The sequence below is a fragment of the Paenibacillus sp. 01L418 genome, assembly GCF_056400045.1.
In genome coordinates, this window is record NZ_JBFTSN010000112.1 from 1 (window position 1) to 17,238 (window position 17,238).

A 17,238-nucleotide genomic window follows, 5' to 3' on the forward strand; every position below is an offset into this window, starting at 1 on the left:
GGAATTACTGTCAACAACAAGACTTGCGATTGCTGATATTGCAGAACAAGTCGGTTATCAAACGGCGAAATATTTTGTGAAAGTGTTTCGTTCGCTTGAAGGAACTAGCCCGGGTCAATACCGAAGAACGATCGCTCATTCCGAGGAGACAATCCAATAAAAGTAGTATTTTCCCCAATTCATGTACCCTTACGATGCTGACATCGTGTTGATAAAATGGATTTGTAAGATTCAAATCTATCACCAGCAGAAAAGGGGTTGTAAACGTGTTCAAAAAGAAATGGACGATTCTCCTATTGACTCTATGTCTTGCAGTTGTTGCAGCAGGCTGCGGTCAAAATTCGAACAATGGCGGTAAAGAGGGTTCAAAGAATGGTGCAAATGGAAGCGGTTCCGAGAAAGTAACGGTTAATTTTATGCACTTATGGCCTGAGGGCGTATCGGCTGGACAAAACAAAATTGTGAATCAAATTATTTCTGAATATCAAAAAGAGAACCCTAACGTTACGATCAAACAAGAAGTGCTGGATAACGAACAATATAAAAATAAATTGAAAGTGCTTTCAGCATCAAATCAACTGCCGGATGTAGGTGTGACTTGGGCAGCGGGCTTCCTTCAGCCGTATGTAGAGGGCAAGCTGTTCACACCGCTGGATGATCTGCTTAGCGGAAATCTTAATGGCAAATTCGTCAGCGGCACAACAGAGGCTTATGCTGTAGACGGTAAAACGTATGGTTTGCCGCTTGAATTCAATATTTCCCCGGTATATTACAATAAAGCGCTTTTTGAGAAATACAAGCTGGAAGTGCCGCAAACCTACGAGCAATTTAAGCAAGTTGTGAAAACGCTCTCTGAAAACGGTGTCGCGCCAATCGCCCTTGGCAACAAGGATCGTTGGACTGGATCATTGTGGTACATGTACCTTGCAGATCGTTTTGCAGGACAAGAAGCATTGTCCAAAGCGATTAGCGGCTCAGGATCTTTCAAGGATGAAAACCTGGTAAAAGCGGCTAGTGAGGTTCAATCGCTAGTAGACAGCAACGCATTCGTAAAAGGCTTTAACGGCTTGTCCAACGAAGAAGCAAAATCAGAGTTTCTGAACAGCAAAGCGGCTATGTACATGATGGGTACGTGGGAGCTTCCTAACTTCACAACGAATGAAGATATTCCTAAAGAGTTCCGCGACAGCGTTGGTTTCTTCAAGTTCCCAACGGTTGAAGGCGGCAAAGGYGATATCAACAGCTGGGTAGGCGGACCAGGCGTTGGATTGTTCGTTTCAGAAAGCTCAAACGTCAAAGCAGAAGCGAAAGCTTTCGTAGAATATTTTGTGGAAAAATGGGGCGAGCAATCCGTTACTGGAGCAGGTGTTATTCCAGCAACGAAGGTGGATACTTCCAAGCTTGAGCTGCCTCAGCTATATGTAGATCTATTCAATGAAATGAACAAAGCTAGCAGCATCACCTTGTTTGCAGATGTACAAATGCAAGCAAATGCCGCAGAAATGCACCTCAACCAAATTCAAGCGTTATTCGGCAAAGCAGTGACGCCAGAGAAATTCTCTGAAGAGCATGATGCGGCCATTTCCAAAGGAAACTGACAGCTTCTAGAATAGGGAGCAGGGAAGCCGTTTGCCCGGCAGAGGATGCCGGGTAAACGCTTACTGCTTGAGAATGAGAAAGGAGTCGGCTAATTTGGATAAGGTCATGTCGAACAAAAGAATAATTGCGCTGTATGTGCTGCCTTCCCTGCTTCTGATATTAGCTATTGTATATATTCCAATCGTTCTGACTGGCTATTATGGATTAAACCAGTGGAATGGTATTGGAGCGATGAAATTTATTGGTTTGGATAATTATCAAGCTCTAATTAAGGATAAAATGTTTTGGAACAGCGCTGGTCATTCGCTTATGTTAGCTGTTTTTTCAACACTTAGTCTCATTCTCTATTTAGTTATTGCTATGGTGTTGTCCGCCAAACTAAAAGGCGTCAATTTTTTTCGCAAAATATATTTGATTCCGATGCTGCTGTCGTCCGTAGCGATTGCACAGCTTTGGCTGAAAATTTATCATCCAACGAATGGGATTCTGAACAGCTTTCTCGAATCCATTGGGTTTGCAAATCCTCCCGCATGGCTGGCTGAGTCTTCACTGGTATTGTTTGCTCTATTCATTCCAATCCTATGGCAGTATGCGGGCTTTTATATTTTAATTTATTACGCTGCGCTTAAGAACATCCCAGCTTCACTTGAGGAAGCGGCGAAGATTGACGGCGCGAATGCCTTTCAAATCGCTTACAAGATCAAGCTTCCGCTGGCGATGGAGGTCATTAAAGTAACGATCGTGCTGGCAATTGTTGGATCGCTTAAATACTTTGATCTGATTTATGTCATGACAGATGGTGGACCAAACGGTTCCAGTGAAGTGATGGCATCGTACATGTATCACCAGGCTTTCCGGGCATATGACTTTGGTTATGGCAGTGCAATTGGTTTCTTCCTGCTTATCATTTGTCTCATCGTAACTTGGATAATCCGAAAATTGACTGCTACAAAAGATACGATTCAATATTCGTAAGGAGGGAAGCTTCATGATGCCCGGAACTGCAGGACAGCTGAGGAACGGAAACAAAAGCTCCGGCGCTTGGATAGCAAGCAAACTGGGTTATTCCGTACTATATATCGTGTTATCGGTCGTTGCCATATTGCAAATTTTCCCGCTCGTATGGCTGCTGTTTTTCTCGCTTAAAAACAATCAGGAAGTATTCAATCTTCCTCCGCTGTCACTGCCTATGAATCCTAGGTGGGAAAATTACGAGAAGGTATGGAGCGCTGGAAATATTGATGTTTATTTTTTCAACAGCGTATGGATTACAGTTGTTGCGACGGTGCTTACGATTGTGTTAGGCAGCCTAGTTACCTACGCGATAACAAGGTTGAAGTGGAAAGGCAGCTCTTTTGTACTCGGTCTATTCATGGTTGCGATGATGATTCCGGTGCATTCGACGCTCATTCCGTTGTTCAGCATTTTCAACAAAATACATCTTATTGATCATCCGTTGTCGCTTATTTTGTCTTATGTAGCGTTCAATATGCCGATCACGATTATGATCCTGCTTGGCTTCTATTATGCTTTGCCGCGTGAGGTAGAGGAAGCGGCGGTTATCGACGGCTGCTCCGTGAACAAAATATTTTTCCGAATCGTACTGCCGATGACAGGCTCTGTTATCGCAACGACAGGCATTATTAACATGATTTATAATTGGAATGAATTTATTTTCGTTAATACATTTATAAGCTCAGATGCCTATAAAACGCTGACGGTCGGCGTGCAAAACTTCATCGGCCAATATACGACGGACTGGGGCGCAATCGGCGCTACATTAATGATTAGTATATTGCCAATATTGATTGCATTCTTATTCTTAAGCGATCGTATCGTTGAAGGCATAGCAGCAGGCTCGGTCAAAGGCTAAAGCTGATGATGGGACGTCGTCCACTTGGCAGTATCTGAACCGTACAAGAACCTCCAATCACAGCAGTGATTATGGAGGTTCTTTCGTTTATGCAAAGTATAAAAAAAGAAAGCTCTTAGGAACGATGCTCAGCTCCCAAAAGCTTTCTTGCTTCATTAATGATTGTCGTATATAAAATAATCAAAGTCTGCGTGCAGGCTGCGTCCCGATGTATCCTGACACTGCATGCCGACGAATGCGCCTGTGAAGAAGCCGCCGCCTTGAATGTAGTCATCCGATAGCTTGTAGCATTCGAAGTTTACAGGCAGACGAGTCCAGCTCTTGCCATCAAACGAATAAGAGTAGTAGTACAGTGTATTCTCTACGTCAACACGGACATGCACATAGGCAACGTCTTCTGGAATTGCTATTTCGTTTCCTTGAAGCGGCTCAGAGAACGAAAAATTATCGCATGCAACAAGCTGCAAAATTCTTCCCTTTTCCTCATTCCATGAAATTTGGCAGGATGTCCAGTTTTGCGTATTGTAGTAGTTCACAAGCCCAGCTGATTGTTGGAAGGACGTCGGTTGAAATGCGATTTTTGTTTCAGCTGTAAAGTTGAAATGCTGCCATCTCCTTGCGATAAATGACTGCGTAAATTTAGAAGTCAATGATTCTTTGCCGTATAGACGAAGATGTCCAGGGTTATCGGTCAAAGAAACAATTTGATCTCCTAAAGGGATGCGCAGGCTTTGGAAATGCAGATTTAGCGTGCTGCTATCGAAATCATCCTTAACTGGATAATCGCGTTCCCATTTCACTTCGGGAATGTTAGGTCCTTCAATGACAAGGGAAGGCTGGTTGCCGCCAACGACATAAGGCCAATCATTGCGCCATTCGAGCCGCTGAATAGCTGTTTCTCTGCCAAGCGGGCAGTAACCACGCGGATCAAGCAGCGGCTGGCCTTCTCTAGAGAGAGGTCGTCCAACAAGATGCACTAAGAACCATTCGCCGGTATGCGTTTGAACGATAGAAGCATGGCCAGCCTTTTGCAATGGAATACGCGGTGCATGGAACGATGAGATTAACGGATTTTCCGGATGCACCTCATATGGTCCGGCAAGCTGTTTGGAGCGAGCGATGGTCGCCTGATGCTCATATTTGGTGCCGCCCTCAGCCGTAAGCAAGTAATAGTAGCCATTCATTTTATAAAGGTGAGGAGCTTCGGTCAGCTTAATATCGGTTCCTTTGAAAATAATTTCAGGTTTGCCGATTAGCTTTTGCTCGCTCGCGCTGTATTCCTGTAGCAAAATACCATAGAAGTTGTGATGGCCGACCCGTTGATCCCACATCATGTTTACAAAATACTTTTTGCCGTCCTCGTCATGGAACAACGATGGATCGAAGCCGGAGCTATTCACATGAATGGGCTCGGACCATTCACCATCAATCGTGTCGCAGGTAACCAAATAGTTGTGGCAGTCTTTCCATTGCCCTTCGGTCACTTTCACATCGGTATAGATCAGCCAAAATTTATTGTCGCTATAGGATAGTGCAGGAGCCCAAATACCGCCAGAATCAGGATTGCCCATCATGTTTAGCTGGCTGAGCCTGCTTAAAGGTCTTGCGGCAAGCCTCCAGTTTTTTAAATCCTTAGAGTGGTAAATGCCAACGCCGGGAAACCATTCGAAGGTTGAAACCGCAATATAGTAGTCTTCTCCTACACGGCAAATACAGGGGTCTGGATTAAAGCCAGGTAAAAGCGGATTTTGGATGGCAGTCATATCTTTTCTCCTTTTTAGGAAATGAATTGTAATCTATACTATCTATATCATAGCAATGATTTTAACCCGTTCCCATATCCATACCATGTTGATATTTACCCAAATCAATCATATTTTTGGGCATGCAAATAAGGAAGGAGAAGCGCGCTTATGCAAATAAAAATAGAGTCAGCTAGAAAGGAATTTATGCTGCCTGATATGGATTCCACCTTCCGTGTTTTTGCAGCACACTGGCGTACGGTTGATCCGGAATGGAAATACCCGCTGCATAAGCATCCTCTATTTGAAGTGAATCTCGTATTATCGGGAACGCAGGAGATGAAGGTTAACGGACATGCCTATAAGCAAGGTCCAGGTGATCTTATATTGCTCAATCCAGGGGACAATCATGAAAGCTCTGTCGTTTGTAATGATGAAATGACCTATTACTGCTTGCATTTTGACGTGGATGAGAGGTCTTTCCGTGAGCTTCTTATTCGCAATAGCCATTGTTTTCACGAAGCTGGCAGTGAGCTGGCAGTAGCAATCAAGCCAGCTTTGGATAAATTAATGGCATTAACCTCTGAAGAAGCAGTGGTACGAGTAGAATCTCGCATGAATATTTTGTCTGCTTTATTTGAACTGTTTGCCGGATTAAGCGGTACGCTGTCTGAGCTTAACCGCGGTGATGAGGCTGGTGCACGAAAATCGGCTGCAGCAGCACAGATTGCGACTATGCTGGAGCGTACGGTTGAGGGTGCGGCAAGCAGAAGAGAGCAGGAGGACGAGATGGAGACGATAAAATTAATTGCGGATTCGGTGGGTTACAGCATGTCGTCGGTCAATCGCATGTTTACCCAGGTGTATGGCGTGTCTCCCCGTCAATATTTGTCCACTTTGATGCTGAAAAAAGCGAAGCTGCTGTTGATGAATCCCGAAGCAACGGTAGAGTCGATATCGGCGAGGCTTGGCTACCATAATATTGCGCACTTCAGCAGGCAGTTCAAACGTTGGACGGGAGAGTCGCCAAGCAGCTTCCGCAGCCGTTTCCATGAATAAGCAAAACGCTTCATCTTGAATGTGMAATATACTATAATTGGAAAGTGATCATTATATTATCTTATTTGGCGGTGGAAACTAGTGTCAGCTGAAATTACTTATGGAAGCAAAGAAGAAAGCGAATACGTGAAAAGAAAACTGATCGAGTATAATCATGGGCATGTCCCCGACGAGTTGAAAAACAATTATGAGGAAATAAACCTGACGATAAAGGATGATGAAGGCAAAATCCTTGGCGGACTATTAAGCGTCTTTTGCTGGAATTGGATAGAGGTCGATATTTTGTGGGTAGATCAAGCTCTTAGAGGCACAGGTCTCGGCAGCCAGCTGCTATCCCAAATAGAGAAAATAGCTAAAGAGAAGAAATGCACCTTCATTAAGCTAAACACGTTTAGTTTTCAGGCGCCGGAATTTTATAAGAAAAACGGTTATAGAGAAGTGGCGGTTTTTGAAGACGCGCCCTTAGGCAGCAAACATTATTATTTTCGAAAAGATATTAGTCCGTTGACTTAAATTAGATGCGACTGCGGTTATTGCTTTGAAGTCGGCAGCAGAGCAGCAACAATTATTTCCATCCCATCGTTATAGGATATAAGAATGAATGGGAGTGATGAACATGAGAAATAAAGTACTATTACTAACACTTAGCTTCATCTGTTTGTTTATCGTAGTGAACGCTAATTTTGTCCATGCTTGCTCACCTATCCCATGGAACTTTGAAGAGGCTTATGAGTCGAAAGCTATGGTTTATGGCAAGGTGGCTGATATAAGTGAGGACGGAAGAAAAGTTACACTGGCTGTTACTTCATATGCTGGACCGGGCAAAGCGCCGCAGACGATTTATTTGCCAGAAACGATAGACAATAGAAGCAAATATCCAGCTGGAAATGCATGTCCTGATTTTTCTATGAAGTTCAAATCCGGTGAAGAATACGTCTTTTTCTTATCTGACATCCCTCCTAATCTTAAATTGCTATCCCCAAGCTGGATAACGGCATCTAAAGTAGAAAATGGGCAGGTCGAAGTTGGATATCCTAATGGTGAAACAGACTCCTCGCAAGATCGGTTGAAGGAATTTGCAGATTCAAAGAATTACGAGATACAGTCGCCACATAGCACATCTCCTATTTGGGGAAAAAGCGATAAGTTATTAGTGCCGTCCATGATCGTAGTCGGCTTGCGCATCATGTTAGGACGTATTTAATGTTGTGAAATACGAATGAACAACAGCTAAATCCTAGTTATAATAGGGGAACGATTCTCCCTATAGAAAGGGGAATAGCGCCTTGGAATTAACGTACTTAAAAACATTTCGCGAAGTAGCAAAGTGGGGGAGCTTCACACGAGCTGCTGAAACTCTGGGTTATGCGCAGTCGAGTATTACGACTCAAATTCAGAAGCTTGAAGAATCGTATGGGGCAGTTCTAGTGGAGCGATTTGGGAGGAAAATGAGGCTAACGATGGCCGGGGAAACGCTATTGCAATATGCCGACGATATCGTTAGGCTGCATGAGGAGTCAAAAGAAGTTCTCTCCACACAGTCGAAGGGCACGCTGACCATTGGTACGATTGAGACATTGGCTGCTTTTTTCCTCCCCCCGCATCTTCAGGCGTATCGTTTAAGCTACCCGCAGGTTAACATTGTCATTCAGCCGGGGAATGAACCGGTAATTATCGAGAGTGTAAAAGAGGGAGCTTTAGATGTCGGGATCATCTTAGATCCGCCGTTTGCTGATCCTGAGCTTCACAGCTGTATTTTGAGGGAAGAGGAGCTTGTCATCATTGCAAGTCCCGATCATCGCTTCGTAAGCTTTGATAAGGTGCAGGTTGAAGATTTGGAGAACGAATCGATGATTTTAACAGAGAATGGCTGCACCTACCGGGCTATGCTGCTCAAGGTACTCAAACATAACCATGTGAATTATACATTATCGTATGAGTTTGGCAATTTAGAAGCGATTAAGCAGTGTGTGATGTACGGTCTTGGAATTGCTTTATTGCCGCGTATTGTCGTTGCTGATGCGGTTCAGAAAGGCGAGTTGATTGCTGTTCCTTTTGCGCACCCCGATTGTAAGTTCTATACACAGCTCATCTATGCCAAGAAGAAATGGAAATCCAAAGCGTTTACGGGGTTCTTAGAGCTTGTTGGCGGGGTTAATCATCAAAATTAATGAAGTGTACTATAGATTTCTATCGATAACTCCATTGTTTAAGGCTGTGCTAAATTGTATTTAAGAAATCGAACGGCTTAAATATAACAGCCCAAATGGAGGCAGCGGAAATGGAAAACGAATCTTATGTATCGCTTGTTCTTGAAACACCAGCAGCTTCACCGGAGGATACCCATCGTCATTATATGAACAAACTGGCTGTAGAAACAGATGTTTCTGACGTATGTCATGATATGAAGCGGGGCGTTAATGACTTTCTGCTCATCGATGTTCGCAGCGCAAAAGCTTATGAAGAGTGCCATGTTCCTGGTGCGATTAACCTGCCGTCCAATATGATTAATGAGGAGAGGACTTCATCCTTCTCAAAGGAACAAGTCATTGTTGTATACTGCTGGGGGCCGGCATGCAATGGAGCTGCCAAAGGTGCCGCTCGTTTATCTGGGCTTGGCTTTAAGGTAAAGGAGATGCTTGGCGGCATGGAATATTGGCGTAAGGAAGGCAATGAGGTAAATGGCTTGTTAGGTGGGTCTGCCCCTTTAATCGGGTAATGAACAAGCCGCGGCTCTCAGGAGTACTAAAACCTGATAACAAATCATTATAGTTAAACTTTATCGGATATGGAAATATGCAAATGGTAAAATGAAGCTATGTTAATAATGAGAGGGTTTTAGAGATGGAAAAAGAACTAACTTCCTTATTTGATCAGTATCATGAGCAGCATCATTTTTCAGGTGCAGTATTAGTGAACAAAGGCGGCAAGGTCATATTCGCTCGAGCATACGGCTTTGCACATAGAGGATTTAAAGTGGCAAACCAGATGAATACGATGTTCGATACAGCTTCGATTACCAAATTGTTTACTGCAGTTGCGATACTTCAGCTTGTTGAGCAAGGCAAAATAAAGCTGGAAGACCGAATTACAGCAATCATCGACCTCACTGGCACCAAAATACCAAGCGACGTTACGATCACTCATTTACTTACGCATACGTCAGGTATTGYTGATGATGCAGATGAAGAAATGGGAGAGAGCTACGAGGATTTGTTCATAAACAAGCCCAATTACTCGATAAGAGATTGTGCTGATTTTATTCCTCAGTTTGCGTATAAGAAACCCAAATTCAAGGCGGGAACTAACGTCAGCTATAATAACTGTGCATTTGTGCTGCTAGGCCTCGCGATTGAGAAAGCAACCAATGGAAACTATCGAAGCTATGTAGATGAACATATATTTCGTGCTTGCGGGATGCAGAATACAGCATTTAGCTCAAAAGATGAGGGAGATGCTCCTATTGCTGAAGGCTACGCCGCCATTTACGACAAACAAAATATAGTCGCGTGGCGTAAAAACATATATTCCTATCCGCCAATGGGTACTTCTGATGGAGGTGCATTTACTACTGTCGGCGACCTTGACTTGTTCATGCGTGCACTCATTAATGGAAGGTTGTTATCCGAGGAGATGACGACCGAGATCATGAAGCCTCATTCTGCCATCGAACAAAAGTATGAATGGGGCAAAATCGTAAACGGATATGGCTTTCATTTTCTCTACAATAATGATGGCAAACTAATTCGAATGTATAAAGAGGGTTCAAATGTAGGTGTAGCTGCTATGTTTGCCTATTACCCGGAGATGGATTCTACCAGTATTATACTGGCAAATCAAACCTGCAACGTATGGGAGCTACATTTCAAAGCAGAGCAGCTGTTGCTGGCTGAAGGTAATTAAATCGGTGCATATGGTCTGCTGTAATTAAAGAAGAGGACTGTTGTAGCTGCCTAAACGGCAAGCTCCAACGGTCCTCTTTGTAATTATATTATTCTGTCACAATTCCGTAGATGAGAACGGGTGGTGTTACGCTGCTGCCGATGCGGATGTTTTCGTAAATGATATTAAGCACATCATCAACATTCTCACGGTTGGAATGAATCGTAACGAGGGATTCACCTGTTTTAACCGCATCGCCGATTTTTTTATTCAGCATGAGGCCAACAGCCAAATCAATTTCCGATTCCTTCGTCGCACGTCCAGCTCCAAGCAGCATCGCTGCAGTTCCGATCTCATCGGCAATAATTTCAGTGACCACGCCGTCTGCTTTGGCAGGCACTTCAATCAGATAAGGCGCTTGCGGCAATTTCTCAGGATGATCTACAACCGAAGGATCGCCGCCTTGATTAGCGATAAACGATTTGAATTTTTCGAGTGCTTTGCCGTTGCGAATAACTTCCTTCAGCATTTCCTCGGCTTCTTCTAGAGAACTAGCTTTATTCGCAAGAAACACCATTTGGYTGCCTAGTGCAAGGCAAAGCTCTTCCAAATCTTTAGGTCCTTTTCCTTGAAGTGTATCGATTGCTTCTTTCACTTCAAGCGCGTTGCCGATTGCGAGTCCAAGCGGCTGGCTCATATCTGAGATGACGGCCATCGTCTTACGGCCAACGTTATTGCCGATGCTTACCATAGCATGTGCAAGCTCTTTGGCATCTTCAACAGTTTTCATAAACGCACCAGCGCCTGTTTTCACATCCAGCACGATAGCATCTGAACCTGCAGCAATCTTCTTGCTCATAATCGAGCTGGCAATGAGCGGAATAGAATCTACCGTTGCTGTAACATCGCGCAAAGCATATAGCTTCTTATCAGCTGGCGTCAAATTGCCGGATTGTCCGATAACCGCAATTTTATCCTTGTTCACGAGGTTCACAAATTCATCCTTGCCGATTTCTACATGGAATCCTGCAATGGCTTCGAGCTTGTCGATTGTACCGCCAGTATGTCCAAGACCGCGGCCTGACATTTTGGCAACCGGGATATCCAGTGCAGCAACAAGTGGAGCAAGTACAAGCGTAGTTGTATCGCCAACACCGCCAGTGGAGTGCTTATCTACCTTCACGCCTTCAATTGCCGACAGATCAATCGTATCGCCGGAATTCACGATCGCCATCGTTAAGTCAGCGCGTTCGCGCTCTGTCATATCCTTGAAGAAGATAGCCATAGCCAAGGCGCTAACCTGATAGTCAGGAATTTCATCCTTCGTATAGCCTTCAATAATAAAGTTGATTTCCTCTGTTGTAAGCTCTCCGCCGTCACGTTTTTTCTCAATTAGGTCAACCATTCTCATGTTGTTGTCTCCTCGCTGTTCATTGATTATTTAATATCAAATTATAGTGAAATTACGGTTTCAAGAGCAACTTCCATCATATCGTTAAAGGTGCTTTGACGCTCTGCCGAAGTCGTTTCTTCGCCAGTTAGAAGATGGTCGCTTACTGTTAGAATCGTGAGTGCGTTAACGCCGTATTTAGCTGCAAGAGTATAAAGTGCTGTCGTTTCCATTTCTACACCTAGAACGCCGTGATCCATCAGTCTTTGAACAATTGTTTTATCATCGCGGTAGAAAGTATCCGAGCAGAAAATATTGCCGACATGCAATTTTAGCCCTTTTTCAATACCGCGCTCATAGGCTGCCTTTAACAAGGAGAAGCTGCCGATTGGCGAGAAATCATATCCGCCAAAAACATGGCGATTAACGCTGGAATCTGTACAAGCGGCTTGCGCCAAAATAACTTCACGAACATGCACGCTTTCCTGCATAGCGCCGCAAGTGCCTACACGAACTAGATTTTTAACGCCATAGTCCTTAATCAATTCATTCACATAAATACTGATTGAAGGGACGCCCATTCCAGTTCCCTGCACGGATATGCGATTTCCTTTATAAGTACCTGTAAAACCTAGCATGCCCCTAACTTCGTTATAGCAGATTACATCCTCCAAATAAGTATCCGCAATATATTTGGCTCTTAGCGGATCTCCCGGCAATAAAATGGTTTCTGCAATTTGGCCTTGTTCGGCTGCAATATGAACGCTCATCAACATTCTCCTCTAAAATCGTTATTTTAATTGTCCCAAAAAGCTTTTGCCATGCTCTGGCATCTTTACTCCGAAGTTTTCAGCAATGGTTGCCCCAATATCTGCAAAGGTTTCGCTTATCGGCAGAGCTTGACCAGCTTGTTGAAAACGCGGCGAGTATGCGAGTAGAGGCACATATTCACGAGTATGATCCGTACCATGATAAGTCGGGTCATTGCCGTGATCGGCTGTAATGATCAGTAAATCCTGATCCGTTAATTTGGCGAAAACCTCTGGCAAACGAGCATCATATTCTTCCAATGCTTGTCCATAGCCCTTTGGATCGCGGCGATGCCCGAATAGCGCATCAAAATCAACGAGGTTCAAGAAGCTGATTCCCGTAAACGATTCGTCAAGGGTCGCGATAAATTGATCCATGCCGTCTGCATTGGACACTGTACGCACCGTTTTCGTAACACCTTCACCATCGTATATATCGGATATTTTACCAAGAGCGATGACATCAAATCCACCATCTTTTAGCTCATTCATTACTGTTCTATTAAATGGCTTCAACGCATAGTCATGGCGATTGGATGTTCTTTTGAAATGGCCTGGCTCGCCAACAAAAGGACGTGCGATAATTCTCCCCAGCATGTAGGGATCTTCCAGTGTGATTTCTCGGCAAAATTCACAAATTTCATAAAGCTCTGACAGTGGAACAACCTCTTCATGAGCAGCAATTTGCAGCACGGAATCAGCAGAAGTGTATACAATCAGCGCGCCCGTCTGCATATGCTCTTCACCAAGCTCGTCGATAATCTCAGTGCCGCTTGCAGGTTTGTTCCCAATGACCTTGCGACCGGTATGAGCTTCAATGCGAGCAATCAATTCCTGCGGGAATCCATCTGCGAAGACACGAAATGGTACTGCAATATGAAGTCCCATGATCTCCCAGTGGCCCGTCATTGTATCTTTGCCATTGGATGCTTCTTGCATTTTTGTATAATAAGCAAGCGGCTGGTCTGCGACCTTCACTCCAGCAATTTCCTTAATGTTGGATAGTCCGAGCTTAGCCATATTAGGCATCTCCAGACCTCCGCATTCCCGTGCGATATGACCGAGTGTATCGACATCAACGTCCCCGAAGCTTGCTGCATCCGGCGACTCGCCGATACCTACAGAGTCCATGACAACAAGGTGAATTCTTTGAAACTTGTTCATTGGTTTTAGGCTCCTTGTTATTTAATAAACAGTCCGGCAATAATGGCAGACAAGACGCTAACTAAAGTAGCCCCGTACAACAATTTTAACCCAAATCGAGCCACGACGTTACCTTGTTTTTCATGCAGGCCTTTCACAGCGCCGGCAATGATGCCGATCGATGAGAAGTTGGCGAATGAAACTAAAAATACAGAGACAATGCCGACAGCGCGAGCGGACAAATTAGGATATTTTTCTAGCTCAAGCATAGCGACAAACTCGTTGGATACCATTTTTGTAGCCATAATGCTTCCTGCGTCGACTGCGTCTTTCCATGGAACACCCATGATAAAAGCGAAGGGAGCAAAAATATAGCCTAACAGTTCTTGGAACGAGATGCCAATGATACCGCTGAAAAGTCCATTTACGAGCGCGATCATGGCGATAAAACCGATAAGCATAGCTGCGACGATGATAGCAACCTTGAAGCCATCTAATATATATTCGCCCAACACTTCAAAGAAGGATTGTTTTTCTTCTTCTTGCACCTGCAAAATATCATCTTCCGGCTCAACCTTATAAGGGTTAAGAATGGAAGCGATGATGAATCCGCCAAACAGATTCAGCACAAGCGCCGTTACTACATATTTTGGATCGAGTATTTGCATGTACGAGCCGACAATCGACATCGACACCGTAGACATCGCCGAAGCACACAATGTATACAACCGATGTTTAGGCAGCAACCCGATTTGCTTTTTAACGGAAATGAAAACCTCTGATTGTCCCAAAATCGCAGAAGCTACCGCATTATAGGACTCCAATTTTCCCATGCCATTTATTTTGCTCAAGACAAGACCGATATATTTGACGATAAACGGCAAAACCTTGATGTATTGCAATATACCAATGAGCGCGGAAATAAACACGATTGGCAGCAGTACACTCAAGAAGAAAGAAAACTGTCCTTCATTCAATAAGCCGCCAAATACGAATTCAATCCCCGTATGGGCATAGCCAAGCAATTTCTCAAACATACTGGAGAATCCTTTAATTAAAACAGCACCAGCTAAGGTGTTTAATAGAACGAAGGCTAAGATCACCTGCAGGACGACCATGATAATTAGCGGTTTATAGCGAATGTTCTTTTTGTTATTGCTCGCGATGTAAGAAAGCCCAAGAACAACAAGCAAACCTAATATAGCGATTAAAAATTTCATGGTTCATTCTCCTAGTTAGTTAATATTGTGCGAGTTTAGAATTACTATGAAGCGCTTACAATAGATTCACAGATTACTATTTCATATCGGAGGCTTGAAAAGCACCTGGCAGCAACTGTGCCATGGTCCATTCTTCTGTATGCCCATGGAGATTTGTTAAATAGATTTTTGTATTCTCATCACAAAATTCAGCCAATACCTGTCGACAAGCGCCGCATGGAGATACAGGACCTTCGGTATCTGCCACTACTGCAATAGCTTCAATGATGCGTTCACCTTCGGATACCGCTTTGAAAATAGCCGTTCGCTCAGCGCAATTCGTTAATCCAAACGATGCATTCTCAATATTACAGCCTCGGTAAATGCGTTTGCTGCCTGTTAGTAGAGCGGCACCAACTGCAAAATGCGAGTAGGGGATATGAGCATGCTGACGGGCTTCAATCGCTTCTTTAATTAACTGTTCCTTCATCCTACAATCCTCCTGTAAAGGCTGCTCCAAATTGGAGCAGCACCATCATATCTATTTAGTAAGAAGAGGTCGATTGCTCGCCTTCCATAATCTTCACGCCTGAGCTGGCACCGATTCTTGATGCGCCTGCTGCAATCATTTTTTCCATATCTTCAAGACTGCGAATGCCGCCGGAAGCTTTAACGCCGAGCTTGTCCCCAACCGTTTTGCGCATAAGCGCTACGTCTTCAGCAGTTGCTCCGCCAGTTGAAAAACCTGTCGATGTTTTCACGAAATCCGCACCCGCACGATCAGACAACTGACTAGCGCGTACTTTTTCATCGTCTGTAAGCAGTGATGCTTCGATAATTACTTTCACAATGGCTTTACCAGCAGCGGCTTCAACAACAGCTTGAATATCTTTTTGTACAAAGTCGTCGTCGCCATCTTTGAGTGCACCAATGTTAATGACCATATCAACCTCAGTCGCTCCATTTGCAATAGCGTTCTTAGCTTCAAAGGCCTTTGTCTCCGTAGTAGAAGCCCCTAATGGAAATCCGATTACTGTACAAACCTTAACGGTGCTGCCTGCCAATTGCTCAGCAGCGTAAGCTACCCAAGTTGGATTGACGCAAACGGAAGCAAAACTATATTTTCTCGCTTCTGCCGTTAATTTTGTAATCTCAGACTTTGTGGCATCTGCACGCAAAAGCGTATGATCAATCATTCCAGACAAATTTAACATAGCCAGTTCACCTTCCCCTTATACGAATGCTTAATTTCACGCTTATAATAACACGACTTTGAACATATGTAAAATCATAAATGAACAAATGTTCAATCCTAATGTTGGATAATGTAGATTATAAGGAAAAATTCATGAGTTGTACTTACAATGAGCTGATACCTGAGCTTAGAGGTGTATGTTCCGCAACATTCTTTCAGAAAAAAACGTTTTACATTTGGAATGGAAAAATGTAGTGTGTCATCTTTTTAAGATTTGTATACATTAAAGGATTTGTTTTTTTCATCTTATAAAAAGGAGATAAAACAATGTCTGACTTAAAACCATTTGATGCTAATATCATGAAACTAGGCAGCACAAATACACAAGAAGCGTTTCATGCGATACATAATTTGAAAAAACAAGGGACAAGTGTAATTCCAGCTTTAATCGAACAACTGCATGTAAGGGATGTATCTGTACGTACTATGATCGTTGTTGTACTAGGTGAGTTTGGCGAAGCAGCATCAGAATCTACTGCTCAGGTTGCTGCCTTGTTGAAGGAGGACAATGAACAGCTCAGAATGGCCTCTGCATTAACTTTAACGAGAATAGGCAGCCATAGCGTCCCTTATTTACTGCAAATACTCGCTTCCACAAATGATAAAGCTTGTTTTTGGGCAGCATGGGCATTGTCTTTCATTGATCCCGCTCACATTAATGATGAATCAATTGAACGGTTAAAGCATACCCGAGAAAATCCTGATAGCCCGATTGAAGTTTTTGCAGCGGAAGAGGCATTAGGGAAAATATTAGCCAATCGGCTTCAAAAGTAGAACGAAAAAGCCTTGCGAGGCAATCTCGCAAGGCTTTTGATACCTTTCACCCGAAAATGCATAAAATGGATAACAATAGGAGTGTTTGGATGAATAATCGTTTTAAGGCGAGAATATCTTTTTTTACGTATATAGCGCTTCTGTTTACGTTGGATAACTATTATTCATTTATGATTTTTAATTTATTTCTTGCTTTTGCAGCACTTGAGCTGTCTTTTTTGCTGCCTTTATTTAAGTCGCATAAGAAAAGAAATATGCTGGTTAGTTTTGTTTTCTTTATCGTTTTCATCCTGCTCTCGCCAAATGTGTTCTACGTTGTAACCGATCTGATTCATCTCAATTTCTTTTCGTTTGATTATATGGAGGGACTTCACGTTAATGAGTGGTGGAACTTCTTTGTGTTAATCAGCGGGGTTTTCATAGCTCTATTTTTTTACATTTTAATGATCAAAGAGATTCAACTGCTTCTTATAAATACGAAGTGGAATAAACTGATTTTATTTGGATTTATGC

General features: G+C 43.4%; 19 protein-coding genes. 12 read left to right on the forward strand and 7 right to left on the reverse strand.

The genetic code is table 11. The features are described 5' to 3' along the window. Window positions 1–7: 7 nt before the first annotated feature. The 4 genes from AC1DSE_RS15535 to AC1DSE_RS15550 all read left to right on the forward strand — a co-directional run bounded on the left by AC1DSE_RS15535 (window position 8) and on the right by AC1DSE_RS15550 (window position 3,472). Entirely contained in the window at window positions 8–160 is a 153-nt protein-coding gene (locus AC1DSE_RS15535) for an AraC family transcriptional regulator (RefSeq protein WP_477527866.1), read from the forward strand. Between the two features lie 106 nt (window positions 161–266). Then, entirely contained in the window at window positions 267–1,598 is a 1,332-nt protein-coding gene (locus AC1DSE_RS15540; RefSeq protein ID WP_477527862.1) for an extracellular solute-binding protein, read from the forward strand. Window positions 1,599–1,692: 94 nt separating this feature from the next. Further along, entirely contained in the window at window positions 1,693–2,574 is an 882-nt protein-coding gene (locus AC1DSE_RS15545) for a carbohydrate ABC transporter permease (RefSeq protein WP_076268733.1), read from the forward strand. A gap of 13 nt (window positions 2,575–2,587) precedes the next feature. After that, window positions 2,588–3,472 carry a carbohydrate ABC transporter permease gene (locus AC1DSE_RS15550; protein WP_076268734.1) on the forward strand — a complete coding sequence of 295 codons (885 nt, stop codon included), beginning with the start codon at window positions 2,588–2,590 and terminating at the stop codon, window positions 3,470–3,472. A gap of 155 nt (window positions 3,473–3,627) precedes the next feature. Here the strand turns inward: AC1DSE_RS15550 and AC1DSE_RS15555 are convergent, their stop codons facing one another. Next, a complete protein-coding gene (locus AC1DSE_RS15555) occupies window positions 3,628–5,235 on the reverse strand; it encodes a glycoside hydrolase family 43 protein (protein ID WP_477510225.1) in 1,608 nt (535 codons plus the stop codon). A gap of 150 nt (window positions 5,236–5,385) precedes the next feature. Between AC1DSE_RS15555 and AC1DSE_RS15560 the strand changes: the two genes are divergently transcribed. From AC1DSE_RS15560 to AC1DSE_RS15585, 6 genes are all read left to right on the forward strand, one after another. Then, window positions 5,386–6,273, forward strand: a complete 888-nt coding sequence (locus AC1DSE_RS15560) for an AraC family transcriptional regulator (protein ID WP_477510226.1) — start codon at window positions 5,386–5,388, stop codon at window positions 6,271–6,273. A gap of 81 nt (window positions 6,274–6,354) precedes the next feature. After that, a complete protein-coding gene (locus tag AC1DSE_RS15565; RefSeq protein WP_076268737.1) occupies window positions 6,355–6,786 on the forward strand; it encodes a GNAT family N-acetyltransferase in 432 nt (143 codons plus the stop codon). Window positions 6,787–6,889: 103 nt separating this feature from the next. Next, window positions 6,890–7,477 carry a hypothetical protein gene (locus AC1DSE_RS15570; protein ID WP_441878741.1) on the forward strand — a complete coding sequence of 196 codons (588 nt, stop codon included), beginning with the start codon at window positions 6,890–6,892 and terminating at the stop codon, window positions 7,475–7,477. An 82-nt stretch (window positions 7,478–7,559) separates the two neighbouring features. After that, entirely contained in the window at window positions 7,560–8,444 is an 885-nt protein-coding gene (locus AC1DSE_RS15575; protein WP_477510854.1) for a LysR family transcriptional regulator, read from the forward strand. Window positions 8,445–8,554: 110 nt separating this feature from the next. Then, complete coding sequence (locus AC1DSE_RS15580) at window positions 8,555–8,992, forward strand: rhodanese-like domain-containing protein (RefSeq protein WP_477510853.1); 438 nt, start codon at window positions 8,555–8,557, stop codon at window positions 8,990–8,992. Between the two features lie 125 nt (window positions 8,993–9,117). Further along, window positions 9,118–10,176 carry a serine hydrolase domain-containing protein gene (locus tag AC1DSE_RS15585; RefSeq protein WP_477527863.1) on the forward strand — a complete coding sequence of 353 codons (1,059 nt, stop codon included), beginning with the start codon at window positions 9,118–9,120 and terminating at the stop codon, window positions 10,174–10,176. A gap of 88 nt (window positions 10,177–10,264) precedes the next feature. Here the strand turns inward: AC1DSE_RS15585 and AC1DSE_RS15590 are convergent, their stop codons facing one another. The 6 genes from AC1DSE_RS15590 to deoC all read right to left on the reverse strand — a co-directional run bounded on the left by AC1DSE_RS15590 (window position 10,265) and on the right by deoC (window position 15,910). Then, the gene (locus tag AC1DSE_RS15590) at window positions 10,265–11,566 is read right to left on the reverse strand and encodes a pyrimidine-nucleoside phosphorylase (protein WP_477527864.1); all 1,302 of its coding nucleotides are present in this window, start codon (window positions 11,564–11,566) and stop codon (window positions 10,265–10,267) included. A gap of 41 nt (window positions 11,567–11,607) precedes the next feature. After that, entirely contained in the window at window positions 11,608–12,315 is a 708-nt protein-coding gene (gene deoD / locus AC1DSE_RS15595) for a purine-nucleoside phosphorylase (protein WP_339206673.1), read from the reverse strand. A 21-nt stretch (window positions 12,316–12,336) separates the two neighbouring features. Continuing rightward, window positions 12,337–13,518 carry a phosphopentomutase gene (gene deoB / locus AC1DSE_RS15600; RefSeq protein ID WP_441878731.1) on the reverse strand — a complete coding sequence of 394 codons (1,182 nt, stop codon included), beginning with the start codon at window positions 13,516–13,518 and terminating at the stop codon, window positions 12,337–12,339. Window positions 13,519–13,535: 17 nt separating this feature from the next. Next, the gene (locus AC1DSE_RS15605) at window positions 13,536–14,717 is read right to left on the reverse strand and encodes a NupC/NupG family nucleoside CNT transporter (RefSeq protein ID WP_475446104.1); all 1,182 of its coding nucleotides are present in this window, start codon (window positions 14,715–14,717) and stop codon (window positions 13,536–13,538) included. Window positions 14,718–14,793: 76 nt separating this feature from the next. Then, a complete protein-coding gene (locus tag AC1DSE_RS15610; protein WP_256710930.1) occupies window positions 14,794–15,216 on the reverse strand; it encodes a cytidine deaminase in 423 nt (140 codons plus the stop codon). 25 nt (window positions 15,217–15,241) lie between these two features. Further along, window positions 15,242–15,910 carry a deoxyribose-phosphate aldolase gene (deoC, locus tag AC1DSE_RS15615; protein WP_339206677.1) on the reverse strand — a complete coding sequence of 223 codons (669 nt, stop codon included), beginning with the start codon at window positions 15,908–15,910 and terminating at the stop codon, window positions 15,242–15,244. Window positions 15,911–16,218: 308 nt separating this feature from the next. On the opposite strand from deoC, the gene AC1DSE_RS15620 reads away from it, so the two are divergent. Next, window positions 16,219–16,725 carry a HEAT repeat domain-containing protein gene (locus AC1DSE_RS15620; RefSeq protein WP_477510850.1) on the forward strand — a complete coding sequence of 169 codons (507 nt, stop codon included), beginning with the start codon at window positions 16,219–16,221 and terminating at the stop codon, window positions 16,723–16,725. An 89-nt stretch (window positions 16,726–16,814) separates the two neighbouring features. After that, the coding region (locus tag AC1DSE_RS15625; protein WP_477527865.1) for a DUF1361 domain-containing protein at window positions 16,815–17,238 on the forward strand (424 nt) is incomplete at its 3' end.